Genomic DNA, 24955 nt, shown 5'->3' with positions numbered 1-24955 from the left:
CGCCTTCCCTTACGAACCGGCGACGCGGCGGCCGAAGCCCCCGGCGGGACGGTGCGAGCCCGGCATCATCGAAACCGCGGCAGGCGCCGCGAAGACGGTGCGGCGGAAGTTCTTTTCCAGCCGGTCCGAGATGTAGTTCCACAGCGCGCTGACCTCCTGCGCGGAGCGGCCGTTGGGATCGACTTCCATCACGGTACGGCCGTCGATCATCGACGCGGCGAAGTCGGTACGGTGGTGCAGCGTGATCGGCGCGACCGTGCCATGCTGGCTGAGTGCCACCGCAGCTTCGGACGTGATCTTGGCCTTCGGCGTCGCCGCGTTGACCACGAAGATCAGCGGCTTGCCGGCGCGCTCGCACAAGTCGACCGTGGCGCCGACGGCGCGCAGGTCGTGCGGGCTGGGACGGGTCGGGACGACGATCAGCTCGGCGACGGAGATGACCGACTGGATCGCCATCGTGATTGCCGGCGGGGTGTCGATGACAGCCAGCTTGAAACCTTGCTGGCGCAGTATCGCCAGGTCGCTGGCAAGGCGGGCGACCGTAGTCTGGGCGAACGCGGGATAATCGTCCGCACGCTCGTTCCACCAGTCCGCCAGCGATCCCTGCGGGTCGATGTCGATCAGGACGACCGGCCCGGCGCCGGCGCGCTGAGCCTGCACGGCGAGATGGCCGGACAAGGTGGTTTTGCCCGATCCGCCCTTCTGCGAAGCCAATGCCAATACGCGCAAAGCCAATTCCCCCTAAAGTCCGTGAGCTGTCGCCAGGAAGCCCGGCCATGGAAATCGCAGATCGTTCCTAATTTTGGGTTAAGCTTGCGGACGGAACGGCACCTTGCGTTGCCAGCCGGCCGTTAACCGTGGCACCCAGCCGGCGTCGGAGCCTGTGCGCGGCCAGCAGGCCGCGGGGCTTAACCGCAAGGGGGACGCAAAGGCGCCATGTCGGGAGGCGAAGTCGCACAGGAGGCCGGCCGGATCGCGGTGATCGACCTTCTGCGCGGAATCGCCGTGCTGGGTATCCTGGCGATCAACATCACCAGTTTCGGCGCGGCCCCGTCGGCGGCATATTCTCCCGACCTGCCCGCACCGGGCGGCGCCGGTGACCGCATCGCCTGGCTGATCGGCTTCGTCATCTTCGAAGGCAAGATGCGGGCGCTGTTCTCGCTGCTGTTCGGCGCCGGCCTCGTCCTGCTGGTAGAGCGGGCCGAGGCGCAAGGACGCAACGGCGCCGCGTGGCAACGCCGCCGGCTCACCTGGCTGGCAGTGATCGGCGCCCTGCACTTCGTGCTTTTGTGGGAAGGCGATATCCTGCTGCTCTATGCCCTTGTCGGCTTTGCCGCCTTCGCGCTGCGGCGGCTGCCCGCGCGCGACCTTGCCGCTGCCGGACTGCTGCTGTTCGCCGCGTGGCAGGCCTGGGGCGCGATCCAGTGGCTGCCCGCGGTCGCGGCCGAGCAGAACGCTGGCCACGCCGATTCGGCCGAAGTCCAGCGCGCGGTGCGCCAGCCGTGGCGGGACTATGACGTCGAAAGCCTGGCGCTGGCCCGCGAGACTTTCGCCAGGCGCGCGCTGCGCACGGTCAGGGAGCGCGCAGCCCAGCCCTTCGAAGTGCTCTATTACATGGCCGGCGAGACGCTGGCTTACCAGCTGCTGGGCATGGCGCTGGCCAAGGGGCTGTTCTTTGCCGGCGGCTGGTCCCGCCGCGGGCTGCGCCGACTGGCGCTGGCAGGCGTCGGCAGCGGCGGGGCGGTAACGATCGCGGCTGCGGCCTATGCGGTCAGAAGCGGATTTCCGGAAGTCACCATGCGCTACGCCATCGGTTACGGGCTGGGCTTTGCCCACCTGGCGATGGCGCTGGGCTATGCCGCCGCGACCGTGCTGGCGGCGCCGCGGCTGGCAACGACGCGGTTCGGGAAGGCTCTGGGCGCGGCGGGCCGGATGGCGCTGAGCAACTACATCGGCACCAGCCTGGTGATGACCGCGCTGTTTCGCGGCTGGGGCCTCGGGCTTATCGGGCGTTATGGCCCGGCGACGCTGTGGCTTTTCGTTCTGTTGGGGTGGGCGTTGATGCTGACGGGCAGCACGTGGTGGCTGGCGCGGCACCGCCAGGGCCCGCTGGAGCGCGGCTGGCGCGCCCTTGCCCGGCCTTACGCGTAAGGATTCTTGGCGGTGCGCAGTGTCAGGCGGATCGGCACCGCGTCAAAGCCCAGTTCGCGGCGAATGCCGTTCTCCAGGTAGCGCGTGTAGCTGCCCGGCAACTGGTCGAGCCGCGTGCCGAACAGCACGAAGCCCGGCGGCCGGGTCTTGGCCTGGGTAATATAGCGCAGCTTTATCCGGCGCCCGCCGGGAGCCGGCGGCGGATTGGCTTCGAGCGCGTGATCGAACCAGCGGTTGAGCAGCGCGGTCGGCACCCGCTTCGACCAGGCGGCGCGAAGCTGGAAGGCGGTGCGCAGCAACGTGTCGAGGCCCTTCCCGGTGCGCGCCGACACGGTCAGAACTGGCAGCCCCTTAACCTGGCTGAGCCCGTCGCCCAGCGCGTCGCGAATACCGTTGAACAGCGCGCTCGGCCCTTCGGCCGCGCCTTGCCCGGCAACGTCCCACTTGTTGATCGCGACGATCAGTGCGCGGCCTTCCTCGAGCACCATCGAGGCGATCTTCAGGTCCTGGTGCTCCAGCCCCAGCGTCGCGTCGAGCAGCAGCACGACGACTTCGGCAAAGTCGACGGCGTGGCGGGCATCGGCGACCGACATCTTCTCCAGCTTGTCGACCACCCGCGCCTTCTTGCGCATCCCGGCGGTGTCGATCAGGCGAACGTTGCGCGCCTCGCCGCTATCGGGGTCGGTCCAGACCCAGTCGACCGCGATCGAATCGCGCGTGATCCCGGCCTCGGGCCCGGTCAGCAGGCGGTCTTCGCGCAGCAGCGCGTTGATCAGCGTCGATTTGCCGGCGTTCGGACGCCCGACGATGGCGAGCTTGAGCGGCCCCTTGGGTTCGCCGTCCTCGTCCTCGTCCTCCTCGGACTCGGCTGGCATCTCGAAGGCGTCGTCGTCGCGCTCGATATGCGGACGCAGCGCTTCGAACAGGTCGGCCATGCCCTCGCCGTGCTCGGCCGACAGCGCGACCGGATCGCCGAAGCCCAGCGAATAGGCCTCGAACAATCCATGGTCGCCGGCCTTGCCCTCGGCCTTGTTGGCCACCGCGATCGCCGGCACCTTGCTGGCGCGCAGCCAGCGGGCGATTTCCTCGTCGAGGGGGGTCAGGCCGGCGCGCGCGTCGATGACGAACAAGGCGACGGTGGCACCCACCAGCGCCGCCTCGGTCTGCTGGCGCATGCGGCCGGGCAAGCTGGCGGGATCGTCGTCCTCCCAGCCGGCGGTATCGACGATCGTGAAGTCGAGGCCGAGCAGGCTGGCCTCGCCGAAACGGCGGTCGCGAGTCACACCGGGCTGGTCGTCGACCAGCGCCAGCTTCTTGCCGACGAGCCGATTCCACAGCGTCGATTTCCCGACGTTGGGGCGGCCGATGATGATGACTTGTGGAAGCGCCATAAGGGTTACCGGCGCCGGCGCGTCAGGCGCGGGCGACGGGTGCTCCCTCGCCCAGATCCTCGAACCAGGCTTCCACCGGGCCGTTGAGCTTGAGCGTCAGCGGCATGCCCTTGCGGTCCATCGTCTTGCCGGCCTGGACGCGAATCCAGCCCTCGGAGATGCAATATTCCTCGACGTCGCGGCGAACGCGGTCCTTGAATCGTATGCCGATACCGCGCTGCAGGACGTCAGCATCGAAATGGTCGTTGCGCGGGTGCACGGCCAACCGATCGGGCGGTACGTCGGCGCCGGTGCCCCTGGCGGCGCTGGCCGCCTTGGCCGCGTCGTCGCTGCCTGCATCGTCGTTAGGGGCATCGTCGTTGGGGGCGGTCTGATCGCTCATGGCCGCAGCCCTTACCCCGCCGCGCCTGCTTGTCAACGCGCACCCGGTTCGCTAGGGGCGCCGCTTCCGCATCGGAGCGGGCGCGTAGCTCAGCGGTAGAGCACACCCTTCACACGGGTGGGGTCACAGGTTCAATCCCTGTCGCGCCCACCATCCGGGACCACCGGATGGATTAGCGATTAACCGGTTTGGTTATTTATCGCTTTCCTACATAACCAACCGTGTATCTATCGCTGTGCTTCCCCACAGCGCGACTCGACGTCGCGCGCTCTTGGACCGGAGGCCGAAATGTACGCCGAACTTCTATCGCTCCCCGCCCGCGCGACCGACAGCAACAACAATCCCGTCGCCAACGCCCGCTGGTATTTCTACGCCGCCGGCACCACCACCGCGCTGCCCGCCTATGCCGATCCGGGGCTGAGCGCGGAACATCCCAATCCGCTGATCTGCGACAATGCCGGCGCGTATCCACCGGTCTATTTCGATCCGGCGCGTTCATACCGCGCGGTGCTGCTGACTGCCGACGGACGCACCCAGCTGGCAGACCTCGACCCTGCCAACGCCAACCTGGGGGCCGCGCAGACGGTGGGCGATACGCCCTATCTCGATCCGGGCGCCGGCGCCAAGCCTCGCCCGGTCGTGACCAAGCTCATCGACGGACCGGTCGACGTCGCCGATTTCGGAGTCCTGGACCCGACCGGCGCGACCGACATGACGGCGATCTTCACGGCCGCCTACCAGGCCGCGGCGGCTTCGGGGCGGCCGCTGCGCCTGCCGGCGGGGACGTTCGCCGTCGCCGCATTGTGGTGGGACCAGAACGTCGAGGTATTCGGGCAAGGCGCCGGGCGCACGATCTTTCGCCCGACCGTGGACGACACCGCGGTCATCAGCGTCGTCGGCGATACGAATGACAATGACCGCACCCGCAAGCGCCGGATTCGCGATTTCGGCATCCACCTGGGCGGCGCGAAGCGCTGCGTCGGCCTTTATACCGCGTTCGGCAGCCGCACGACGCTGGAGCGGATCGGCATCACCGGCGACGAATTCTTCGTCGATGACGCCGGCTACGACCAGTGGGCGTTATCGGACAACACCGGCTGGCTGAGCTGGGCCGACCAGTACTGCAATTTTCAGGAAATCCATATCGAGCGCCTGCGCACGGGCTTCGTGATGCGCCCGGATCCGGAGGCCGGCGGCGCGGTCAACAACATCTTCGATGGCCTGCACATCTGCTACGTGCAGGTCGGCGCGATGATCTTCGACGATGTCGGCTACGGCGTCGGGGTCAATTTCTTCCGCAACTTCAAGCTGCAGGTCTGCACGCACTGCGCGCTGTATGCCCGCAATATCCATACCACCGCGGTATCCGGGATCCCGATCGAGTATTCGGGCTTCCAGCGCCCGGCGGTGACGCTTCAGGGGCAGACGGTCAAGGGATCGTCCATGCACCTCAATTCCGCGCAAATCCGGTTCGAGGACGTGGGCATCCCGTTTTACCAGCTGGGCCTGCCGCAGGCATTGATCACGCCGGCACCCGCCTATCCGCTGATCGTGGAGAACGCGTCGCGCGTCACGTTCGCCAATGGCGCCGCCAATGGCCTTATGCAGGTCGATTCCACCTCGACCTGCGATTTCGAGGGCAGCTACGGCAACGGTGCGCTGCTCGACGGCGCGCGCGTCAGCCTGCATCGGCGCGGGGGCTACGGCTCCATGGCGGCCAGCACCCCGCTTGCCTACGCGGTCGACACCACGTTGCCTAACGCCGCGCCCAATCCGGTCAACCCGGTCACCATGCAGTCGAGCGGCGTGACCCGGACGCTGAACGGCGACGCGAAGCTGGGGGTGGTGACAAGGGTGGCGTTCACGAACCAGCCGAGCTCCGCCGCCGACGCCACGATCGCGACGAACGCGATCTACGTCCAGAACCTGCCGGGCACTTATTCGCCCGGCGACACCGGCGTGGTGTCGATCCCCGTCATGGCCGAAAGCGATACGATCCTGCACGTCCGTCCCAACGGCCTGGGTTCGTGGCAATTCCCGCTCAAGGCAGGGGAATGGCGGCGCCTGTTCATGACGAATGCCTTCGACCAGGCGATCGGCGGCGGCATGACGGTGGGACCGGTCGGCACCGACGCGCCAGCGGTCAACTTCGGCCCGGTCATGTCGATCAAGAATGCCACCGCGGCGCAGCTGCGCCGGATCAGCGAAGGGCACTACCTCAACCCCAACGATCCGCAGGGCGTGGTCCTGCGCGCCGCTGCGGCGCCCACCACCGGGACCTGGCCGGTGGGCGCGATGGTCTACAACACGGACCTCAACGCCGCGGTAACGGCATGGCGCTGCATCGCGGCGGGCACGCCGGGCACGTGGGAGGCGCTGACCAAGATCGTCCGCAAGGTCGCCGCGGTCACGCCCGCCAACGGCTTCACCCTCCCTGGCGACAGTTCCGACATGCAGGTGCGCACATGCGACACCACCGCGGTCCTGCAAGGCCGGATCAAGAACGCGGCACCAGCGACGATCCCGTTCAACACCACGATCGCGGGGATGCCGCTGGGCTGCCGCCCGACCACCACGTTGCGCCCGATCATGCTGGGCATTTACGATGGCGGCATGGGGTGGGAGGCTGTGCCCGCCGCGCTCGACACCTCGGGCAACCTGACGCTGCTGAAGGCGACGACGATCACCGCGGTATGGATCAACGTCAACGCCGCGTTCGCGCTGCCCTTGCCGACCTGATCGCGCGGGCACCCCGCTTGCATGGCGCCGCGCCTCCCGCCATAGCGCGGCGCCATGCACGATATCCGCCTGATCCGCGAAAACCCCGCCGCCTTCGACGCCGGCCTCGCCCGCCGCGGGGCCGCGCCGCAGGCGTCCGCGCTTGTTGCCGCCGATGCCGACCGCCGCGCGCTGGCGACGCGGATGCAGGAAGCGCAGGCCCGCCGCAACGAAGCCTCCAAGGCGATCGGCGCAGCCATGGCCAAGGGCGACAAGGACACTGCCGAGGCGCTCAAGGGCGAAGTCGCCGCGCTCAAGGACACGCTCCCCCAGTTGGAGGCGCAGGAGCGCGAGGCGGGCGAAGCGATCCAGGCGGCGCTGGCCTCGCTTCCCAACCTCCCCGCCGCCGAGGTTCCCGCGGGCGAGGACGAAGCCGGCAACGTCGAAGTGTCGCGCTGGGGCGAGCCCGAGCAGCCCGCCTGGGCGCGCGAACATGCCGACATCGGCCCGGCACTGGGGCTCGACTTCGAAACCGGCGCCGCGATCGCCGGCGCGCGCTTCACCTTCCTGCGCGGGCAGATGGCGCGGCTGCAACGCGCGCTGGGGCAGTTCATGCTCGATCGCCAGGGCGCGGGCGGCTTCACCGAATGCGCGCCGCCGCTGCTGGTGCGCGACGAGGCGGTTTACGGCACCGGCCAACTGCCGAAGTTCGCCGAGGACTTGTTCCAGACCACCGACGGCCGCTGGCTGATCCCGACCGCCGAAGTCTCGCTGACCAATTCGGTTCGCGAGCAGATCCTGGCCGCCGGCGCGCTACCGATGCGGCTGACCGCGCTGACCCCATGCTTTCGCAGCGAAGCCGGCGCCGCCGGGCGCGACACGCGCGGCTACATCCGCCAGCACCAGTTCGAAAAGGTGGAACTGGTCACGATCTGCCGCCCCGAGGACTCCGAGGCCGAGCACGAGACGATGACCCGCGCCGCCGAGGGCGTGCTCGAGGCGCTGGGCCTCCCCTATCGCCGGATGCTGCTGTGCGCCGGCGACATGGGCTTTACCGCGAGGAAGACTTTCGACCTCGAGGTCTGGCTGCCCGGACAAGGCGCCTACCGCGAGATTTCGTCATGCTCGAACTGCGGCGATTTCCAGGCCCGGCGGATGAACGCCCGCTTCCGGCCCGAAGGCGGCAAGGGGACCGAGTTCGTCCATACGCTAAACGGGTCGGGCCTCGCGGTCGGCCGCACGCTGGTGGCGGTGCTGGAAAACTACCAGCGCGAAGACGGCAGCGTCGACGTGCCGGACGTTTTGCGCCCTTACATGGGCGGCATCACGCGCCTGGAGCCGATCAGCTGATGCGTATCCTGTGCACCAACGACGACGGCATCAACGCCCCCGGGCTGGAAGTCCTGGAAGCCATCGCGCGGCAGTTTTCCGACGACGTCTGGACGGTCGCCCCGGCGGAGGAGAACTCGGGCGCCGGTCACTCGCTGACGCTGACGCGCCCGGTGCGGCTTCGCAAGCATGGCGAGCGGCGGTTCTCGGTTTCTGGCACGCCGACCGATTCGGTGACGATGGCGCTGAAGAAAGTGCTCCCCTCGCCGCCGGACCTGATCCTTTCGGGTGTCAACCGCGGCGCCAACCTGGGCGATGACGTGACCTATTCGGGCACCGTTTCGGCCGCGTTCGAAGGCGCGCTGGCGGGTATCCGCGCGGTCGCGATGAGCCAGGTCTACGCGCGCGAGGGCATGGCCGACAGCGTGCCGTTCGGCGCCGCCGAGGCGTGGGGCGCCCGCGCGCTGGAACCCCTGCTCGGTATGCCGCTACCGCCGCGCACGCTGGTCAACGTCAATTTCCCGCCGCTACCGCCCGAAGAGGTCAAGGGCATCCGCGTGGTGCGGCAAGGCTTCCACGATTACGCCCGCGGCAGCGTGGTCGAGGGCAAGGATCCGCGCGGCTACCGCTACTACTGGTTCGGGCTGCACGGGATCGAGCACACGCCGGGGCACGAAACAGACCTCGAGGCGATCCAGGACGGCTATGTCGCGGTAACTCCGCTCCAGCTCGACCTGACGCACGAGGCGTCGCTGGCGGCCCTTGCGGCCCGGTTCGCCTAGCTGTCCTAGCCCAGCGCGACGAACACCGCGCCGACCAGCGCCATCCCGGCCGTCAGGTAGCCGGCGTCGATCCAGAACAGCTTCGCTGGGCGCGCCTGGTAAAGATAGTTGATGCCCAGCGCCGGGGTCATGATCACCGCGCCGAAGCCCACCGCCATCATCATCACCACGTGCGCGGGCGGCTGCAGCCGGGCGATATTGTGGCCCAGCATCAGGCAGACCAGCAGCTCGAACGCGAAAGCCAGCCCCATCACCACCGGCATGGCATGGCGCGACTGGGGAACGCCGGCGGGGAACGCGCCGTCCTTCCAGCCCAGTGCGTCTTTCCATGGCCTGCCGAACAGCGGCCCGTACCAGACCGCGCCCAGCGCGAACCACGCGATAGCGGCCAGGAAAACGGCCAGGACATTGATCGGCCCCATCGCTATTGCCCCCATTTGAAGCGCGCGACATGACCGATCGGCGCGGCGGTCCATTCGCGCGCGAACGCGCCCAGTTCGGCACGGATGCGCGCGATCGCCGCTTCGGTCAATTGCGGCGCGGCGACGGCCGATGCGGCGCAGGCGGTGGCGGCAAGGTCGGCCAGGTCGGTCACGGCGCCGGCCTGACCGCTCCACATGTCGGCTTCGAAGCATTCGACCACGCGCTCGGCCTGGATCAGCTGGGCGATGGCGGCATCGGGCACGCCGAAGCGCTTCGCGCTTGCGTGGCCGCCATCGCGCGCCATCGCGGCCAGTCCCTCGGGGTGGCGGCCCTGCGCGACCAGTCCCCAGAAGCCGCTTTCCAGGCCCAGTTCGCGCTCCACGAACAAGTGTACCGCGTCGTGCGGGACCGGCCCCTTGTGGGGAAACGTGGTGTCTGCGCAAGTGCCGTCGGCGCGGGTCATCGCGATGGCGTCGGTCCTCGCTCCCTTGGTGAAAACGATCTCCATGTGCCGCGGGTAGCTTAATCGCGTCCGCGGGTGTAGGGGCGCGCGCCATGGCAACCGTCATTCCCGAACAGAAGAAGATCGGCATGGTCAGCCTGGGCTGCCCCAAGGCCCTGGTCGATTCCGAACGCATCCTCACCCGTCTGCGCGCCGACGGCTACGCGATGAGCGCGGACTACGCCGGCGCCGACGTCGTGCTGGTCAACACTTGCGGCTTCCTCGATTCCGCCAAGGAGGAAAGCCTTTCCGCCATTGGCGAGGCGATCGCCGAGAACGGCCGCGTGATCGTGACCGGGTGCATGGGCAACGAGGCCGAGGCCATCCGCGCCCGCTTCCCCGACGTCCTGGCGGTAACCGGCGCGCACCAGTACGAAGCGGTGGTCGAAGCCGTGCACGAGGCCGCACCCGCCTCGCAAGGGCCGTATATCGACCTGATCCCGCAAAACTACCAGGACATGGCCGACGTCAAGCTGACCCCGCGCCATTACGGCTACCTCAAGATTTCCGAGGGCTGCAATCACGCCTGCGCGTTCTGCATCATCCCGTCGCTGCGCGGCAGGCTGGCCAGCCGCCGCATCGACGCGGTCCTGCGCGAGGCGGAGAAGCTGGTCGCCGCCGGAACCAGGGAACTGCTGGTCATCAGCCAGGACACCTCGGCTTACGGCGTCGACGTCCGCCACGAAGAGCGGCTGTGGAAGGGCCATCCGGTTCGCACCCACATGACCGACCTGGCGCGCGAGCTGGGCGGACTTCGGACCGCTGACGGCACCCCGCCGTGGGTGCGTCTGCACTACGTCTACCCCTACCCCCACGTCGACGCGGTGATCCCGCTGATGGCGCAAGGGCTGGTGACGCCCTACCTCGACATCCCGTTCCAGCACGCCAGTCCGAGCGTATTGAGAGCGATGAAGCGCCCCGCCAACGAGGCCAAGGTGCTTGAGCGGATCAACGCGTGGCGCCAGGTCTGCCCCGACCTTACCATCCGTTCCAGCTTCGTCGTCGGCTTCCCGGGCGAGACCGAGGCGGACTTCCAGTACCTGCTCGACTGGCTCGAGGAAGCGCAGCTCGACCGGGTGGGCGGCTTCCGTTTCGAACCGGTCGAGGGCGCGGCCGCCAACCTGCTGCCGGATCCCGTGCCCGAAGCGGTCAAGGAAGAGCGGTACGCCCGCCTGATGGAGGTGACCGAGCGGATCAGCGCCGCCAAGCTGGCCGCCAAGGTCGGCCGCGTCCTGCCGGTGATCGTCGACGAAGTCGGCGAACCGGACGAGGACGGCGATATCGGTGCCACCGCGCGCAGCCAGGCCGACGCGCCCGAGATCGACGGCCAGGTCTACTTGCGCAATGTCGGCGCGGGCTTGCGGCCGGGCGATATCGTCGAGGCCCTGATCGAGGACGCCGACGCGCACGATCTCTACGGCGTGCCCGTCTCCGCCTGACGCAGCGAGCGGAAGGTCACGCTGCGCCGGGTCTCGGCTTGCGCTGCAATCGAATGCTCCCACGTGCGCCGCACTTCACCCGAAAGTAGGTAAAGCGAGCGCGGCGGCAGGGCGATGGCGGCGCGCTCGAACCCGCCGGCCGTGCGCCGGCGCAGGCGCAAGGTGGCCGGCGCGGACAGTGACAGGCCGATGACGTCTTCGTACTGCGGACGGTCGCGGTGCCAGCCGATCGCGGCCCCGGGATCGTAGCGGATCAGCAGGACCTGCACGAAACGATCCGGATCGCGGCCCAGCAGCGGCACGACGCGGTCTCGCAAGGCGACCAGCCAGTCGGGCAGCGGCGGCGCATCGGTAACCCGGCCGCGCTGATAATCGTAAGCCGAGCCGTAATTGGCGGTCAGCCGCTTGCCTTCCCATTGGCCGAAGCGAAAGGGCGCCAGCGGCGCAGCGTCGATCAGTGCGGCGATGCGCGCCTCGTCGGCCGCGTCGAGAGCGCCGGCCGCCAGCAGCAGGCCGGGCACCGGCGGCGTATCGTCGAACAGGCTGCCCTGAAAGTCCACCGCACCGCCATAGCGCGCGTACAACCCGCGACAAAGTTGAACCGAATCTGCGACCCCGATGCCGCCGCCGTTCACTCTTGGCCCGCCATAAGGGCTGCAACGTCCGCTGGCGTCGACGGCAATCTCGCCGCTTCCCCTGCGCACCGGACGCGAGGAGTTGGGATCATGTCCCTCATCAAGAAGACCGTCCTGGGCTCGGTCATGGCCGCCACCGCGCTGGTATCGGCAACCCCCGCGATGGCCCGCGATTACCGCGACCGCGGGCGCGACAATACCGCCGTGGCGGTTGGCGCCGGGATCCTGGGCGTGGGCCTGGGCGTGCTGCTGGGCTCGTCGAACCGCAACGATCGCTACAACGACGGCTACAATTACGACAACGGCCGCTGGTACGAAGGCTATCGCTACAACGACGGCTATTTCTACGATCGCGACGGGCGCCGCGCCTACGATCGCCGCCAGTGGAACGAACATCACCGCCGCGACCGCGACGATGACCGTGACCACGACCGGGGCGATCGCGATGGCCGTTACAACAGCGGCTATAACAACGGCGGCTACTACAACGGCGGCTACAACAATGGCTACCAGGGCGGCTATTACGCCCGCCGCGGTTACTGATCGCAGCCAACCGGACGAGAACGCCGGGCCCGCAAGGGTCCGGCGTTTTCGCGCCGGCGCCGGGTCAGCGCCGGCCCAGCGCGGCGCGATACTCCGCGCCCAGCGCCTTCATGTCGAACTTGCGCGCGTCGCCCAGCGGCGGGCGCGGCGCGCAAAGCATCGCTGCGACATTGCGTTCCAGCGCGTTGACAGGCGCGATCCACGCACCGCCGCGATCACGGACGACGCGCTTGCCCCTGGCGTCGAACGCCGCCGCGTCGACCGGGCGGCGCTTGAGCGTGGCGCAATCGACCTCCCAAAGCCCCTCGGTCCAGCCCTTCGCCGCGTCCTGCTCGGCAAAGCCCTGGCGGTAACGCACCAGGTTGCCGATCCGCAGCGTTCGCAAGTCAACGTAGCGGGCGCCGCCGGGCGCAGCAGTATCGGGCACGGTGGCAAAGGCGCCGACCATTCCGACCGAGGAATCGAGCGCCGCGCTGGCTTCCATCGCGGTCTCGTCGTCGCGGTCCGGCGCGCTGAGCGCCAACCGGAGCTGACCCTGCGCCGCACGGTGAAGCCCCATCGCCAGGTAGGCGCGGCCCAGCGCCGCGTGCCACTGCGGCCGGATCGCCAGCGTGTGGTGGCGCGGGGCGACCAGCCGTTCGTAGATGGCGGCGGCTTCGCCGTACCTGCCCTGTCCCGCCAGGGCCGCCGCGCGGTCGGCGTCGGCCTCGTCGGCGCCGGGAACCCAGATCGCGGCCTGCTCGCGCTCGGCCGCTGCCGGCAGCGCGGCAGGAGCCGCGGCCAGCATCAGAGTGAGCGCGAGGGCGATCACTCGTTCGGGTCCTTGACCTTGAACGGGTCGGTCGGCGCCGGGCGCGTCGGCACCGGCCCGCGCGGCAGCTCCTTGTCCGAATTGGCGGCCTGCCACAGCATCCCGGCGATCACGGTCGCCGCCTGGCGCATGTCGTCGGCGCGCATATGGTCGACCGTGTCGAGGTTGGAGTGGTGGACCCGGCTGCCGTAATCGAGCGGATCCTGGACGAACTGGTAGCCCGGGATCCCGACCGCCTGTATGAAGACGTGGTCGGTGCCGCCGGTTTTCTGCATGACCACCGCGCCCGCGCCCATCGACTTGAACGGGCCCAGCCAGTCGCGCAGCAGCGGCGCCGCGGCGACGTTGCCCTCGGCATAAATGCCGCGGATCTTGCCGCTGCCGTTGTCGAGATTGAAGTAGGCCTTGAGCTGGTTGTAGCCGGCCAGTGGCTGGATCGGCCAGGCATTGCCCCACGCCGTCCAGTCGGCGGGATCGCTGCCGGCGGGCAGCGGGCGGTGCGCCAGGTGGCTGTCGATATAGGCCTTGGACCCGATCAGGCCCTGTTCCTCGCCCGACCATAGCGCGAAGCGGATCGTGCGCCGGGGCCGGATGCCAAGCGACGACAGGATGCGCGCCGCCTCCAGCACCGCGACCGAGCCGGCGCCGTTGTCCGAGGCCCCGTCGCCCGCGATCCAGCTGTCGAAGTGCGCGCCGGCCATGACGTAGCCGGCCTTCGGATCGGTGCCGGGAATCTCGCCGAAGATGTTGTCGCTGGTCAGGCGCGCCGTGTCGAAAGTGGTGTCGGCCTTCAGCTCGACCGTGGGCGCGGTGCCGGTCTGCGCCAGGCGGACGAGGCGGCGATAATCCTCGGCGGCGAATTCGAAGAACGGCAGCGCGATCGCCTGGCTGGGAACGAAGCCCGACCCTTCGCCCGAAACCAGCATCCCGTCGCGATAGGCGATGCGCACCATCGCCGCCGCCCCTTCGGCCTTCAGGAAGTCCGAAAGCTGCTTGGTGAAGACGCGCCGTTCGGCCTGGCGGGCGAAATTCTCGGGATCGTAGCTGGGCAGGGAATAGCTATCGAGCTTGGCGATCTCGCCGTCGTCGAGGCGGCGGAAGAACGGCTTGTCCGGCTCTGCCGTGGCGCCGGGGAGCGATACCAGCACGATCTTGCCGGCCAGCTTGCCGCGCCAGGCGGCGAAGTTTTCCGCCTTGCTCATCGGCGCGACCACGATCGGCGCCGAAATCACGCCGTTCGTCGATGGCGACCAGGCGACCGGAATGGCGGTCAGCGGCAGGCGCCGCGGCGCGGTCATCGCGGCGTGGTAATCGCCGACCGACCAGCCGGTGCCGAAGGGAAAGCTTTCGGCGTGCACGTTGGCCAGGTGGATCGCCTGCATCCGCGCCTTGGCCCATTCCTCGGCCTTGTAGAAATTGGGCGAATTGGTCAGCCGCGGGCCGATCCCGTCCATCAGTTCGCTGGCGGTAGTCATCGCCTGGCTGCGATTGAGCCCTTCGTCGACGATGCGCGCAAGCGCGGCGTCGTCGGGGCCGGCGACGGCCGGTGCGGCGGCCAGCACGGCCTGTGCTGTGCCGATGATAAAGCGCAGTTTCATAGAATTGCCCCCCCTGGCAGCGTGATCAGAACATTCGCGTCAACGTGTAGAACAGCGCCCCCACCGCGGCGCTGGCCGGGATCGTGATGATCCACGCGGCCACCACGTTGGCCGCCACGCTCCACCGCACCGACGTGGCGCGGCGCGCGGTGCCGGTGCCGACGATGGCCCCGGTGATGACGTGCGTGGTCGATACCGGCACGCCCAGCGCGCTGGCGCCGAACACCACGATCGACCCGGCAGTAGAGGCGCAGAACCCGCTGTGGTGATTGAGCTTGGTCAGCTTGCTGCCCATCGTCCGGATGATCCGCCACCCGCCCGACAGCGTGCCCAGCGCCATCGCGGTATAGCAGGCGATCACCGTCCATTCGGGAACGTGGAAGGCCCCCTTCATGTGCCCGGTCGAATAAAGCAGCACGGCGATGATCCCCATCGTCTTCTGCGCGTCGTTGCCGCCGTGGCTGATCGAATAGGCGGCGCTGGAAAACAGGTGCAGCGTCTTGAACACCCCGTCGGCGCGGCGCGGGTTGAAGCCGCGGAACAGCCACGCGGTCAGCAGCATCAGCGCCATCGCCAGCACGAAGCCGATCAGCGGCGAGATGACGATGGCCAGCAGCGTCTTGGTGGTGCCGCTGCTTTCCACCGCGCCAAAGCCGGCATGGGCGATGCCCGCGCCCAGAAGCCCGCCGATCAGAGCGTGGCTGGATGAGGACGGGATGCCCTTTATCCACGTCACGACATTCCAGAACATCGCCCCGACCAGCGCGCCGAAGACGACGCTGGGCGTGACCACGTCCTTGTCGATAATGCCCTTGCCGACCGTCTCGGCCACGTGAAGCCCGACGATCCAGTAAGCCGCGAAGTTACCCGCCGCGGCAAACAGCACCGCTGCCAGCGGCGGCAGCAGCCGGGTCGAGACCACGGTGGCGATCGAGTTGGCCGCATCGTGCAGCCCGTTGAGAAAGTCGAACGCCAGCGCCAGGGCGACCAGGCCGACCAGCAGCGGATAGGCAAGCTCGTGCATGGTGCTGGGCTCCGCGGCGTCAGGCGTGGTCGACGACGAGCGAATCGATCTCGTTGGCGACGTCCTCGAGCGCGTCGGCCACGCGTTCGAGATGCTTGTAGATCTCGCGGCTGACGATGAAGGCGACCGGGTCCGGCTTCGACTTCTGGGCCTGGAACACGTCACGCATGCCGGCATCGTACAGCCCGTCGACCTGCCCCTCCAGGCTGACGATGCGGCCGGTCAGCTCGTGCAGGCGGCGGCCGTTGCGCGACACGTCGCGCAGCAGCGGCAGCGCCTCGTTCACCAGCTTGCCGCCTTCGCACAGCAGCAGTGCCATCTCGCGCATCTGCGGGGCGAAGGTCGTCACCTCGTAAAGCTCGATCGCCGAGGAGGTGGCGTGAAGCTCGTCCACGGTATCGTCCATCGCGCCGATCAGCGACGTGATCGCGCCGCGGTCGAACGGGGTCAGGAAGGTCTGGCGAACCTCGTGCAGGACCTCGCGGATGACCTCGTCGGCAGCGTGCTCCTGGTCGCGGACTTCGCGGATCAGCGCGGCCCGTTCGCCCGAGCCGGAGGTCAGCCCGACCATCGCGGCCGAAGCGGCGTTGAGAGTGGCGCCGTGGCGTTCGAACAGGGCGAAGAAATCGCCCGACTGCGGCAACAGCCGCTGGAACCATGCAAACATCGAGTCGGTGCCCCGTAAGTTTCTTGCGCGTGTGGCTAGTCGGCTTGGCAGCGGCGGGCAAGCGGGCCTTCCACAGCTGGCTTGTGTCGCCGCGCGGTCCCGCTAGTCTTGCGGCCATGTTGAACCGTTTGCGCGCGCCGCTGGGCGCCCTCCTCGTCCTGGTCGCCGCGCCCGTCGCCGCGCAGGAGATCACACCCGCCGAACACGCTGCGATCGATACCGCGGTGCGCAGCGCGCTCGACAAGTCGGGCGTGCCGTCGGCGCAGATCGCCATCGTGCGCGGCGGCAAGCCAGTGCTGGCGCAGGCATGGGGTACCGCTGCCCCGGGCATGCCTGCCGCCCCCGGCCAGCCCTACCAGATCGCCTCCAATTCCAAGCAGTTCCTGGCCGCGCTGATGCTGCTGCTGGAAAATGACGGCAAGCTCAGCCTGGACGATCACGTCAACAAGTGGATCCGCGGCGTGACCGGGGGCGAGCGGATCACGATCCGCCAGCTGCTCAGCCACACCTCGGGCCTGCAGGACTTCTGGCCGCAGGACTATTCGTTCAAGGCGATGGAACAGCCGGTCTCGCCCGAGGCCATCGTCAGCCGCTGGGCTGCTCGCCCGCTGGACTATGAACCCGGAACCCGCTGGCAATATTCGAACACCGGCTACGTCGTCGCCGGCCTGATTGCCGAGCGCGCCGGCGGCAAGCCGCTGTGGACCCAGTTCGAGGAGCGGCTGTTCCGCCCGCTCGGCATTCACCCGCTGAAGCTCGACGATACCAACGGGCCCGGCTTTCCCAAGGGATACCACCGTTTCGCGCTGGGCCCGGTGCGGGTCGCCCAGCCGGCGGCGCGCGGCTGGCTGTGGGCCGCGGGCGAGCTCAGCATGACGGCGGCGGACCTTGCCAAGTGGGACATGGCGCGGATCGAACGCAAGGTCCTGCCCGCCAGCGACTGGGAAACGATGGAAACCCCGGTGCGCCTCGCCGACGGGTCCAGCGGGGGCTACGGCCTGGGCGTCTACAACCGCGTGGTCGACGGGCGCCGGGTCATCGACCACGGCGGCGAATCGGTCGGCTTCCTGTCGCAGAACAGCACCTGGATCGACGACAAGGCGGCGATCGTCGTCCTCACCAACGCCGATTTCGGCGGCGTTACGGGTGAACTCACGACGAAGATCGCGCAGATCGTCCTGCCGCGCGCCTCGGCCACCGTCAGCGGCGAGACCGACCGCGTCGCCGATGCCCGCTCCGCGCTGGCGGCGCTGGCCGCGGGCCGCTGGAACCCGGCCCGGTTCACCGACAATGCGCAGTATTACTTCACCCCGCAAGTGCGCGGCGATTATCGTACCAGCCTGGCGGCGCTGGGTCCGCTCAAGACCATCACCGCCCGTCCGCCCAGGCTGCGCGGCGGTTTCGTCAACCGCAACTACATCCTCGAGTATGCGAAGCGGAAGCTGGTTCTGGTGACGTATGCCGAACCCGGCGCCGCCGGCCGGTGGGAACAGTTCATCGTCATGCCCGAATAGGCGCCGGACAGGAATTCGCGGCGCCTAGAGCCACCCGATCCGCCGGAACCGGGCGTAAAGCGCGCCGCAGATCCCCGCGATGACCGCCAGGGTCAGCGGATAGCCCCACTTGTGGTGCAGTTCGGGCATGTAGTCGAAATTCATGCCGTAGATGCCGGCGATCGCGGTCGGCACCGCCAGGATCGCCGCCCATGCGGCCAGGCTGCGCGTCATCTCGCCCTGGCGGTGCGCCTCGAGCAGGCTGGCGGTCTCGACGATGGAGGCCAGCGTTTCCTTGAGGCCCGCGGTGCGCGTCAGCGCGCGGCGCACGTGGTCCAGCACGTCGCGAAACCAGATCCGCGCCGCGGGGTCGATGAACGGCAGGTCGGTGGTTGCCAGCCGCTCGCACACTTCGGCCATCGGGCCGACCAGCCGGTCGAACCGGCGCAGTTGGCGGCGCAGGCGGAAGATGCGGCGAATGGTCGACTGCTCCGGAAAGACGTCGATCGCGCGCTCTTCCATGCGCTGCACCGCTTCCTCGAGGTTCTCGGGGATCGGTGCGAAACCATCGACCACGTGATCGAGCACCGCGTGGGCGACGTAGTCGGCCCCTTCCGACAAGCGTTCGGGATCGCATTCGAGGCGTTCGCGCAAATCGCGGAAATGGCGCGCGGTGCCGAAGCGCACGGTGACGACGAAATCCTTGCCGAGGAAGATCGCCACCTGGCCATAGGCGATGTTCTCGCCCTCCTCGATTGCGGCGGTGCGGGCGACGATGAAAAGATGGCGGGCATAGGCCTCGACCTTGGGCAGCTGGGTGGGCTTGAGCGCGTCTTCGACCGCCAGCGGGTGAAGCCCGAACAGCGCGCGGACGCGCTCCATCTCGTCGGCCTCGGGCTCGGCCATGCCGACCCAGTCGAACGCGCCGGCAGGCAGCGCATCGCGCACGCGAACATCAAGGTCGAGCGCGTGCTGCGAAGGGCAGCCATCGACATAGCGGCGGGCAGTCACGACCGGCATCGCGCAGGCTTGTGCCCGCCTGTGCGCAGGCTGGCAAGCAACGCCGACACGCGCGATTGACTTGCCGCCACGCGCTAACTTACACAGCTGTCAATGACGAACCAGGCCGTACCGGATCCGCAGACCGAGCGAGTCGACGTGCTGATCGTCGGCGCCGGCATTTCAGGCATCGGCATGGCCGCGCACCTGGTCGCCGCCTGCCCGGGCAAGAACTTCATGATCCTCGAGCGGCGCGAGCGGCTGGGCGGAACCTGGGACCTGTTCCGCTATCCCGGCATCCGGTCGGACAGCGACATGCACACGCTGGGCTTCGATTTCGAGCCGTGGACCGACGAAACCGCCATCGCCGGCGGGCCGACTATCCTGTCCTACCTGGCGCGCGTCGCCGATACGCGCGACCTGCGCCGGCGCATCCGCTTCGGTCTGACCGTGCGCCGGGCCGACTGGGATCCGGCCGCCGCGCGCTGGCGGGTCGAGGCCGAAGACGAGCGCGGCGCGGTGCGGCGTTTCGAGGCTGGCTGGCTCTACCTCGGCTCGGGCTATTACGATTACGATCGCCCGCACGACGCCGCGATCCCCGGGCTGCAGAGCTTCGGCGGCCAGGTGGTGCATCCGCAGTTTTGGCCCGAAACCCTCGATTACGCGGGCAAGCGGGTCGTGGTGATCGGCTCGGGCGCGACCGCGGTCACGCTGGTGCCCGCGCTGGTCAAGGGCGGCGCGGCCAAGGTCACCATGCTCCAGCGCACACCGACCTGGATCGGCAGCCGCCCCGCGCGCGACGCCTTCGCCAACGCGCTGCGCAAGGTCCTGCCCGGCAAGCTCGCCTACCGGCTGACCCGCGCCAAGAACGTGCTGCTGCAGGACTATTTCTTCCGCCTTGCCAAGCGCAAGCCGAAGAAGGTGGCCGAGGCGCTGACCAAGCGCACCAGGGCGGCGCTGGGCGCGTACTACGATGCCGAGGCATTTACCCCGCCCTACGATCCCTGGGACCAGCGGCTGTGCCTGGTGCCCGACGGCGACTTGTTCGAAGCGATCAAGGCGGGCACCGCCGACATCGTCACCGACCGGATCGAGGCGGTGGACGAAACCGGTATCGCGCTCGCCTCGGGCCGGCATCTCGATGCCGACGTGATCGTCACCGCGACCGGGCTGACGCTGGCCGCGATGGGCGGGATCGCCGTGTCGCTGGACGGCACGCCGGTCAATTTCGCCGAGCGCTGGTGGTACAAGGCCTGCATGTTCTCGAACGTGCCGAATTTCGCGGCGGTGTTCGGCTACCTCAACGCCAGCTGGACGCTGCGGGCCGACCTGGTCGCAGGCTTCGTCTGCCGCGTCATCGCGCAGATGGACCGCGACGGCGCGCAGGTCGCCACCCCGGTGCTGGCAGACGATGCGGCGCTGGAAGAGGAGGACGTGTTCGACTTCTCGTCGGGATACCTGCAACGCGGCAAGCACCTCCTGCCCAGGAGCGCGACCACCGGACCCTGGCAGCTGACGCAGGATTACCGCCGCGACCGCAAGACGATGAAGCGCGACGCCATCGTTGACGGCGTGCTGGCGTTCACCCGCGTCGACCGTTCATCCGATAAGCCCGCCGCCGCCGCCTGACTTGCGCGCGGCGCGCAATCGCCTAACGCTTTGGCGATGACATCCCGGCAGCGAATCTGGACCGCGGCGGCGCTGGTGATCGGTGACGAGATCCTGTCCGGCCGCACCCAGGACAGGAACGTCGCCCAGATCGCCAGCTGGCTTGGCGTCCAGGGCATCCGCCTGACCGAAGTGCGCATCGTCGCCGACGATGCGGGTGCCATCGCGAAAGCGCTCAAGGCACTCCAGGGCGCCTACGACTATGTCTTCACCACCGGCGGCATCGGCCCGACGCATGACGACATCACCGTCGACGCGATCGCGGCCGCGCTGGGCGTGCCGGTCGTGATCCATCCCGAGGCGCGCGCGATCCTGGAACGCTATTACGAGAACCGCGGCGGATTGACCGAGGCGCGGCTGCGGATGGCGCGCGTGCCCGAAGGTGCCGAGCTGATCCGCAACCGGATGAGCGGCGCCCCCGGCATCCGCATCGGCAACCTGTTCATCATGGCCGGCGTCCCCGCGATCGCCGCCGGCATGCTCGACGCGCTGACCGGCGAACTCGAAGGCGGCGCGCCGCTGCTGTCCGCCACGGTGGGCGCGTGGGTCGGCGAAAGCGACGTCGCCGACCTGCTGCGCGATACCGAGCGCGCTTTCGCGGCGGGCGCCGGGTGCGCCATCGGCAGTTACCCATTCTTCCGCGACGGGCGCACCGGCGCCAACTTCGTCGTCCGCTCCACCGACGCCGCTGTGCTGGACGACGCCGCCAAGGCGCTTGTCACCGGACTGCGCGCAATCGGCCGAGAGGCGGTGCCCGGTGGCATCTAGGCTCCGTCTGACGATCCTGGGCGCGGCGGCGCTCGCCGCTGGCGGCGCGGCGCCGCGCGGACCGGTCGATGCCGATTCGCGCGCCTGGTGGGCGCTGACCGCGGCGCTTTCGAACGATGCCATGCAGGGCCGCGATACCGGCTCCCCCGGGCATGAGCGCGCCGCCCGCATGGTTGCTGCGCGGCTGGCGGCAGCCGGCGTTCGCCCCGCGGGTGAAAACGGCGGCTTCTTCCAGCGCATTCCCCTGGAGGAGACCGCGGTTACCGCGGCGCGCTTCAGCGTCGATGGCAAGCCGCTCGTCTTCCTCGACCAGTTCACCGTGGTGCCCGACGGCGCCCTGCCCGCCGCGCTGTCGGCGCGGGTTGCCTATCGCGGCTACTGCGCGCGCGGCGCCCTTGGCGACGTGCGCGGCAAGCTGGTGGTCTGCCACGCGACGCGCAAGCCCGGCCTCACCACCGCGGCCGAGCGCGAGGCGGCGGTGCTGAACGCCGGCGCGGCCGGGCTGGTTTCGATCGCCGATCCCGGCTTCACGCGCGAGCCGCCGCGCTGGCCCTATGCCTATGCGCGCAGCGTCGACATCGCCGGCACTGCGCCGCCGCCCGATCCCTTCCCGCGTCTGACGCTCAATGCCGACGCGCTGCGCCTGCTGCTGCCCGGCGTCGATGCCGCCGTGCTGATCCGCAAGGGCGCCGCCGGCGAGCCGCTGCCCGCGCTCGACGGCGGACTGGCGCGGCTGGGTTTTGCCACCGCCAGCAGGCGGCTGACGTCCCCCAACGTGGTCGGCGTGCTGCCCGGCACCGATCCGAAACTCGCGGACCAGGCGATCGTGCTGTCGGCCCACCTCGACGGCTATGGCCGCGGCCGCGCGGTCAAGGGCGACGCGATCTACAACGGCACGCTCGACGACGCGGCCTACGTGGCGCTGCTGGTACGGCTGGCCGAACGGCGCCGCGGCAGGGGCTTTGCGCGGCCGGTGATCTTCGCTGCCTGGACGGGCGAGGAAAAGGGCCTGCTCGGATCGCGCTGGTTCGTCGCCCACCCGACGCGGCCGTTGAGCAAGATCGCCGGCGTCATCAACCTCGACCAGTTGCGGCCGATCTTTCCGCTGAAGCTGCTGACCGTCCACGCCCGCACCGATACGACGCTGGGCGAGGATGCCAGCGCGGTCGCCGCCGCGCGCGGCATTGCCGTGCAGGACGATCCCGAGCCCGAGCGCGGGCTGCTGCGCCGCACCGACCACTGGCCCTTCATCCAGGCGGGCGTGCCGGGCGTGAACTTCGTGTTCGGCTACACCCCCGGATCGCGCAGCGAGGGGATCTACCGAGGCTGGTACCGGACCGGCTATCACAAGCCGCAGGACGACCTGAAGCAACCGATGGACTGGCAGGCGGCGGCTGACTTCAACCGCTTCTTCTACGCGCTGGTCGAACGTGTTGCCGGCCAGCCCGCCGCGCCGGCATGGAAGAAGGGCAGCAAGCTCAGGCCGGCATCGTGACCGCGGGGCGCAGCCTTGGCATGGTGGTGGCGTTAGCGCCGGCGCTGGGCGGCTGTAGCGCGCCGGACGGATCGGTCGCCGCGCTGGAACGCATGCTCGCCGCGCACGACAGCGCCACGGTCGCGCTCGAGCAGTGGTGCACGGCGCGCGGCTTTGCCGCCGACCCGCACATCACCGCGCGGCGCGTCGCAGGCGACCCGCCCGCCGAACCGGCGCGGCTGCGCCAGCGTCTCGGCGTGTCCGCCGCTGCGCCGCTCGGCTACCGCCATGTCGAATTGTCGTGCGGGGACCGCGTGCTGTCGGTCGCGCACAACTGGTACGCGGCCGACCGTCTCACGCCCGAAATGAACGCGGCGCTCGGCGCCGGCGACGTTCCGTTCGGCAAGATCGCCGCCCCGCTGGCCTTCCGGCGTGAGACCCTGGACGAACGGCGCGGCGGCGAGCCGGGCTGCCCGGCGGGCACGGTCCTCTCTCAAATCGCGCTGCTGCGCCTGCCGAGCGGCGCGCCGCTCGCCTTCCTGACCGAGTGCTACACGCGCGCCGCGCTGGACTGATTTTCCAAATTGGAAAACTATCTCTTGCCAAGATGGAAAGTGATGCGCTACCGCTTTCCATATTGGAAAGAGAGGGCAAGCCGATGACCGAATCGAATGAAGCCGCACAGGCGCTGCGCGCACTGGAGCAGTCGCGCGCCGACGTGGCCGCGCAGTACGACTATCCGTTCCGGCGCCACCTGGCGTTCGGCGTGCTGACCGGCGCGCTGATCGCGGTCCAGGGCCTGCCGGTGCCATTGAACCTCATCGGCGACGGACTGGTGGTGATCGGCGCGGTGGTGATCCGTCACTGGGACCTGGCGCGCACGGGCAGCTTCCTCAATGGTTGGCGCCATGGCCCGACCCGGCTGGCAACGGGGATCATCATGGCGCTGGTCCTGGCGCTGACGCTGGCCGCGATCGCGCTGACCCGGCAGGGCATCGCATGGGGCGCGCCGATGGCGGGCCTGGCCGGCGTGGCGGTGGGGCTGGCGGGAAGCTATTGGTGGCAGGCGATCTACCTGGCCGACCTGCGCCGTGGGCGGCGGACGTGAGCGGGCTCGATCCGGTCATTCACCCGGTCACCCGGCTGCAGATCATGGGCGTGCTCGGCAGCGTTAGCGAAATGGCGTTCGACCGCCTGCGCGACATCGTCCAGGTCAGCGATTCGGTGCTGTCCAAGCACCTCTCGGCGCTGGTCGAGGCCGGCTACGTGTCCTTGCGCAAGCAGGCGCTCGACGGCCGCCAGCGTACCTGGGTGGAGCGCACCGGCCCCGGGAGACGCGCCTTCGAAGGACATGTCGCCGCGCTGCAAAGCCTGGTCGGCGCCTGAACGAACGAAGGGCCGGCGGATCGCTCCGCCGGCCCTTCAATTCATGCCGTCAGGCAGGTGGCTGGATCAGCCGCCGTGGATCTGGGCGACGTCGATCTTCAGGCCGGGGCCCATCGACGACGACAGGCCGACCTTCTGCAGGTACTTGCCCTTGGCGCCGGCGGGCTTCGCCTTGACGATGGCGTCGACGAACGCGTCGAAGTTGGCGCGCAGCGCCTCGTTCGAGAAACTCGCCTTGCCGATGCCGCCGTGGATGATGCCGGCCTTCTCGACGCGGAACTCGATCTGGCCGCCCTTGGCAGCCTTGACCGCTTCGGCGACGTTCGGCGTGACCGTGCCCAGCTTCGGGTTCGGCATCAGGCCCTTGGGGCCCAGCACCTTGCCCAGCCGGCCCACGACGCCCATCATGTCGGGCGTGGCGATGACGCGGCCATAGTCGAGGTTGCCGTTCTGCATGTCCTCGAGCAGGTCTTCCGCACCGACCTTGTCGGCGCCGGCGGCCAGCGCCTTGTCGGCATTGTCGCCGCGCGCGAACACGGCAACCTTGACGTCCTTGCCGGTGCCCGAGGGCAGCGTGACCATGCCGCGGACCATCTGGTCGGCGTGGCGCGGATCGACGCCGAGGTTCATGGCGATCTCGATCGTCTCGTCGAACTTGGCGGACTTCAGGTCCTTGAGGGTCTGGATCGCCTCGTCGACGGCGTAGAGCTTCTGGTTGTCACCCAGCTTGGTGGCCAGCGCCTTCTGCTTCTTGCTGTTCATCACCATGTCC

The 24955-nt window shown here is 69.0% G+C and carries 25 protein-coding genes and 1 tRNA gene; 14 read left to right on the top strand and 12 right to left on the bottom strand.

The features are described from left to right. Positions 1-9: 9 nt before the first annotated feature. Positions 10-729: an AAA family ATPase gene (locus ACOYW6_RS01135; protein ID WP_423142000.1), complete on the bottom strand. Its 720-nt coding sequence runs from the start codon at positions 727-729 to the stop codon at positions 10-12. 207 nt (positions 730-936) lie between these two features. Here ACOYW6_RS01135 and ACOYW6_RS01130 point away from each other — a divergent pair, with 207 nt between their 5' ends. Continuing rightward, on the top strand, positions 937-2151 hold the full coding sequence (locus ACOYW6_RS01130; protein ID WP_423141999.1) for a DUF418 domain-containing protein: 1215 nt from the start codon (positions 937-939) through the stop codon (positions 2149-2151). Here ACOYW6_RS01130 and der read toward each other — a convergent pair. Beyond that, the gene (gene der / locus ACOYW6_RS01125; protein WP_423141998.1) at positions 2142-3542 is read right to left on the bottom strand and encodes a ribosome biogenesis GTPase Der; all 1401 of its coding nucleotides are present in this window, start codon (positions 3540-3542) and stop codon (positions 2142-2144) included. The two genes, ACOYW6_RS01130 and der, sit on opposite strands and share 10 nt — an antisense overlap. Positions 3543-3564: 22 nt before the next feature. Continuing rightward, entirely contained in the window at positions 3565-3924 is a 360-nt protein-coding gene (locus tag ACOYW6_RS01120) for a DUF3297 family protein (RefSeq protein ID WP_423141997.1), read from the bottom strand. Positions 3925-4002: 78 nt separating this feature from the next. Here ACOYW6_RS01120 and ACOYW6_RS01115 point away from each other — a divergent pair. From ACOYW6_RS01115 to surE, 4 genes are all read left to right on the top strand, one after another. Further along, positions 4003-4077, top strand: a tRNA-Val gene (locus tag ACOYW6_RS01115). A gap of 135 nt (positions 4078-4212) precedes the next feature. After that, complete coding sequence (locus ACOYW6_RS01110; RefSeq protein ID WP_423141996.1) at positions 4213-6663, top strand: hypothetical protein; 2451 nt, start codon at positions 4213-4215, stop codon at positions 6661-6663. 54 nt (positions 6664-6717) lie between these two features. Continuing rightward, positions 6718-7992 (top strand): serine--tRNA ligase, encoded by a 1275-nt coding sequence (serS, locus tag ACOYW6_RS01105; RefSeq protein WP_423141995.1) that lies wholly within the window; start codon positions 6718-6720, stop codon positions 7990-7992. Then, positions 7992-8753 carry a 5'/3'-nucleotidase SurE gene (gene surE, locus ACOYW6_RS01100; protein ID WP_423141994.1) on the top strand — a complete coding sequence of 254 codons (762 nt, stop codon included), beginning with the start codon at positions 7992-7994 and terminating at the stop codon, positions 8751-8753. The genes serS and surE overlap by 1 nt, the downstream gene beginning before the upstream one ends. A gap of 5 nt (positions 8754-8758) precedes the next feature. Here surE and ACOYW6_RS01095 read toward each other — a convergent pair whose 3' ends face one another. After that, entirely contained in the window at positions 8759-9175 is a 417-nt protein-coding gene (locus tag ACOYW6_RS01095) for a DUF1761 domain-containing protein (protein ID WP_423141993.1), read from the bottom strand. A 2-nt stretch (positions 9176-9177) separates the two neighbouring features. Further along, positions 9178-9684 carry a hypothetical protein gene (locus tag ACOYW6_RS01090; protein WP_423141992.1) on the bottom strand — a complete coding sequence of 169 codons (507 nt, stop codon included), beginning with the start codon at positions 9682-9684 and terminating at the stop codon, positions 9178-9180. 47 nt (positions 9685-9731) lie between these two features. On the opposite strand from ACOYW6_RS01090, the gene rimO reads away from it, so the two are divergent. Then, on the top strand, positions 9732-11117 hold the full coding sequence (gene rimO / locus ACOYW6_RS01085) for a 30S ribosomal protein S12 methylthiotransferase RimO (RefSeq protein ID WP_423141991.1): 1386 nt from the start codon (positions 9732-9734) through the stop codon (positions 11115-11117). On the opposite strand, the gene ACOYW6_RS01080 is transcribed toward rimO, so the two are convergent. Beyond that, complete coding sequence (locus ACOYW6_RS01080; protein ID WP_423141990.1) at positions 11093-11677, bottom strand: alpha-ketoglutarate-dependent dioxygenase AlkB; 585 nt, start codon at positions 11675-11677, stop codon at positions 11093-11095. The genes rimO and ACOYW6_RS01080 overlap by 25 nt on opposite strands. A 165-nt stretch (positions 11678-11842) precedes the next feature. On the opposite strand from ACOYW6_RS01080, the gene ACOYW6_RS01075 reads away from it, so the two are divergent. Beyond that, positions 11843-12295 carry a hypothetical protein gene (locus ACOYW6_RS01075; RefSeq protein WP_423141989.1) on the top strand — a complete coding sequence of 151 codons (453 nt, stop codon included), beginning with the start codon at positions 11843-11845 and terminating at the stop codon, positions 12293-12295. 64 nt (positions 12296-12359) lie between these two features. Here the strand turns inward: ACOYW6_RS01075 and ACOYW6_RS01070 are convergent, their stop codons facing one another. From ACOYW6_RS01070 to ACOYW6_RS01055, 4 genes are read right to left on the bottom strand one after another with little or no spacing between them, the layout of a single operon-like run. After that, a complete protein-coding gene (locus ACOYW6_RS01070; RefSeq protein ID WP_423141988.1) occupies positions 12360-13106 on the bottom strand; it encodes a hypothetical protein in 747 nt (248 codons plus the stop codon). Beyond that, entirely contained in the window at positions 13103-14704 is a 1602-nt protein-coding gene (locus ACOYW6_RS01065) for a M20/M25/M40 family metallo-hydrolase (protein ID WP_423141987.1), read from the bottom strand. The genes ACOYW6_RS01070 and ACOYW6_RS01065 overlap by 4 nt, the downstream gene beginning before the upstream one ends. 25 nt (positions 14705-14729) lie before the next feature. Continuing rightward, positions 14730-15728, bottom strand: coding sequence for an inorganic phosphate transporter (locus tag ACOYW6_RS01060; RefSeq protein WP_423141986.1), 999 nt, complete (start codon positions 15726-15728; stop codon positions 14730-14732). A gap of 19 nt (positions 15729-15747) precedes the next feature. Further along, positions 15748-16395, bottom strand: a complete 648-nt coding sequence (locus tag ACOYW6_RS01055) for a DUF47 domain-containing protein (RefSeq protein WP_423141985.1) — start codon at positions 16393-16395, stop codon at positions 15748-15750. Between the two features lie 116 nt (positions 16396-16511). Here ACOYW6_RS01055 and ACOYW6_RS01050 point away from each other — a divergent pair, with 116 nt between their 5' ends. Beyond that, the gene (locus tag ACOYW6_RS01050; RefSeq protein WP_423141984.1) at positions 16512-17909 is read left to right on the top strand and encodes a serine hydrolase domain-containing protein; all 1398 of its coding nucleotides are present in this window, start codon (positions 16512-16514) and stop codon (positions 17907-17909) included. Between the two features lie 24 nt (positions 17910-17933). Here ACOYW6_RS01050 and corA read toward each other — a convergent pair whose 3' ends face one another. Next, a complete protein-coding gene (gene corA / locus ACOYW6_RS01045) occupies positions 17934-18908 on the bottom strand; it encodes a magnesium/cobalt transporter CorA (RefSeq protein ID WP_423141983.1) in 975 nt (324 codons plus the stop codon). A gap of 93 nt (positions 18909-19001) precedes the next feature. Here corA and ACOYW6_RS01040 point away from each other — a divergent pair, with 93 nt between their 5' ends. From ACOYW6_RS01040 to ACOYW6_RS01015, 6 genes are all read left to right on the top strand, one after another. Beyond that, complete coding sequence (locus ACOYW6_RS01040) at positions 19002-20516, top strand: flavin-containing monooxygenase (protein ID WP_423141982.1); 1515 nt, start codon at positions 19002-19004, stop codon at positions 20514-20516. A 36-nt stretch (positions 20517-20552) separates the two neighbouring features. Then, on the top strand, positions 20553-21323 hold the full coding sequence (locus ACOYW6_RS01035; RefSeq protein ID WP_423141981.1) for a competence/damage-inducible protein A: 771 nt from the start codon (positions 20553-20555) through the stop codon (positions 21321-21323). Then, positions 21313-22818 (top strand): M28 family peptidase, encoded by a 1506-nt coding sequence (locus ACOYW6_RS01030; RefSeq protein ID WP_423141980.1) that lies wholly within the window; start codon positions 21313-21315, stop codon positions 22816-22818. The genes ACOYW6_RS01035 and ACOYW6_RS01030 overlap by 11 nt, the downstream gene beginning before the upstream one ends. Beyond that, positions 22782-23372, top strand: coding sequence for a hypothetical protein (locus tag ACOYW6_RS01025; RefSeq protein WP_423141979.1), 591 nt, complete (start codon positions 22782-22784; stop codon positions 23370-23372). The genes ACOYW6_RS01030 and ACOYW6_RS01025 overlap by 37 nt, the downstream gene beginning before the upstream one ends. 83 nt (positions 23373-23455) lie before the next feature. Further along, a complete protein-coding gene (locus ACOYW6_RS01020; RefSeq protein ID WP_423141978.1) occupies positions 23456-23905 on the top strand; it encodes a hypothetical protein in 450 nt (149 codons plus the stop codon). Next, the gene (locus ACOYW6_RS01015) at positions 23902-24183 is read left to right on the top strand and encodes a transcriptional regulator (protein ID WP_423141977.1); all 282 of its coding nucleotides are present in this window, start codon (positions 23902-23904) and stop codon (positions 24181-24183) included. The genes ACOYW6_RS01020 and ACOYW6_RS01015 overlap by 4 nt, the downstream gene beginning before the upstream one ends. Positions 24184-24249: 66 nt before the next feature. On the opposite strand, the gene rplA is transcribed toward ACOYW6_RS01015, so the two are convergent. Continuing rightward, positions 24250-24951 (bottom strand): 50S ribosomal protein L1, encoded by a 702-nt coding sequence (gene rplA, locus ACOYW6_RS01010; RefSeq protein ID WP_423141976.1) that lies wholly within the window; start codon positions 24949-24951, stop codon positions 24250-24252. Between the last annotated feature and the right edge of the window lie 4 nt (positions 24952-24955).

The sequence above is a fragment of the Parablastomonas sp. CN1-191 genome, from assembly GCF_049354825.1.
Taxonomy (GTDB): Bacteria; Pseudomonadota; Alphaproteobacteria; order Sphingomonadales; family Sphingomonadaceae; genus Novosphingobium.
The sequence above is the reverse complement of the archived record's forward strand: the minus strand, read 5'-3'. Positions and strand labels throughout refer to the sequence as shown.